Source organism: Pseudoduganella sp. RAF53_2, from assembly GCF_052113985.1.
Taxonomy (GTDB): domain Bacteria; phylum Pseudomonadota; class Gammaproteobacteria; order Burkholderiales; family Burkholderiaceae_D; genus Rugamonas.
On the sequence record NZ_JBFRDW010000931.1, the window covers coordinates 1 to 1,606 of the forward strand.

The 1,606-nt window shown below is 53.4% G+C and carries 1 protein-coding gene; it reads right to left on the minus strand.

The genetic code is table 11. The features are described from left to right. Window positions 1-1,374: 1,374 nt before the first annotated feature. A partial coding sequence (locus AB4Z11_RS31140) for a hypothetical protein (RefSeq protein WP_442029966.1) occupies window positions 1,375-1,606 on the minus strand: 232 nt, incomplete at its 5' end.

A 1,606-nucleotide genomic window follows, 5' to 3' on the forward strand; every position in this document is an offset into this window, starting at 1 on the left:
TGACCGCCATGCCCAATTCGGCCTGCTTCAGCACGGACACGATTTGTTCCGCTGGAAAATGTTTGCGCTTCATAGTCAAACCCTCCCGCTAAGGAATTATTGACCAAAAACTCGCGCTCTGAAGCGTCTAATTTTTCCAATGCAGATCACAGCCGTTTCACAGTACCGGCTACTATTCAACTTCCGTTTCACTGTACGGCAATCGGGTTCGCCGCACGCGCGCTGCATTCGCTGCATCAAATGGCGAGAAACCTTGCTGCCAATACGTCCGCATCTCAAGGGTAGGCCAGCCTCGAAATGGTGCATAGCACTTCTTCGTCAATTCCCGCCATTCGCGCCATTCCATCGGCTGCTGTTCCACTGAGCTTGACCTTTAAAATAATTTATATCGTTTTTCTCACGTCTATAGTATCACTGCGAACTCTCCGGGCAGGCAGCGTTCGCATACAGCGGTTACTGCCTCATGCCCGGCAGGTGCCAAAGTGCAGCCACAGGAGAATGAGCAAAGGCACATCGTCAACGGCGCCGGCCTGTCGTGCTCATGTAGCGCTTCTGAAGATCGATTACCACAATCGTTTTCCAATTGCGTTCGTCGGCTTGGCTGCGAATAAGCAAGCGCTGCTCAGGCAAATCTCGTCGCCAGATGTATTCCTTGTTGAAGGGAGCTGCCATCTCAACAGGCAGACAAAAAATGTTGGAGCTGGACCACACCGTCGAACGGCGAACTGTTCGCTCCTTTAGCGCTTGTTAAACTAAATAGCGGAATGTTTGTACGAGTGGGCAATTCATGCCTGACGCTGCCCTTTGACATCCATTCCTATCTCACCCTTGTTGGTCAAGCCCGCTTCGGCGGGCTCTTTTTTGTCCTATGGAAGGGCACCCGTTGCCCAGAATCGTGACTTGCGGAAGAGCCGATTGTGTCCGCCCTGGGAAAGCCGCCGGGTCTGGCCGGCCTGCTTGCCGAGCAGAAATTTTGTATCTCCCGCCTTCAGATGGCTGCCCGCTGTCCGCCTTTCCCGCCACGACTCGGCGCCAATGGCCGGCATGGGGCGCATGCGCAGATGAGAGCGCGCCAACGCCCCTCCTCTATCGCCACGGCTGCAGTTGATGCTGGGCCATACCAAATCAAATACCCTGGGAGCAAAAGAAAGCCCGCCTAGGCGGGCAAATGTTCAATGACACAAGGAATGGCAACGGGAGGCACATATGAGGTGAATGCAGATCCTTAACTGCCATTCCGATAGTTAGTGTAGCAGGTGCAATTCCGGTGTGCCGTCGCTCGTATGCGACACCAATACACTTTAACGATGTGTCGGCGCGCAAAGTGCAAGTCTTTTGAACGCAGATTAATCAATCTATTCCTACACTGAACAGTCAGGTGTCATTGGAATTGGGCAAAGGCAGCAATGAAGAAATGGCGTTTTCGCTCCTCGGATTGGAATCGCCGAACTCACTCACTTTACCTTCAGCAAAACACCAAACCAACAGAAGCATAGGCATTGAGGCTAATTTAAACCCAGCTATGCAGCCGCGCTGGAGGCAGTCTGCAGCGCGCCGCCCGAAGTTTCGTCCCGGGACAGCGTAGATGACGCAGTCTGGACCACAT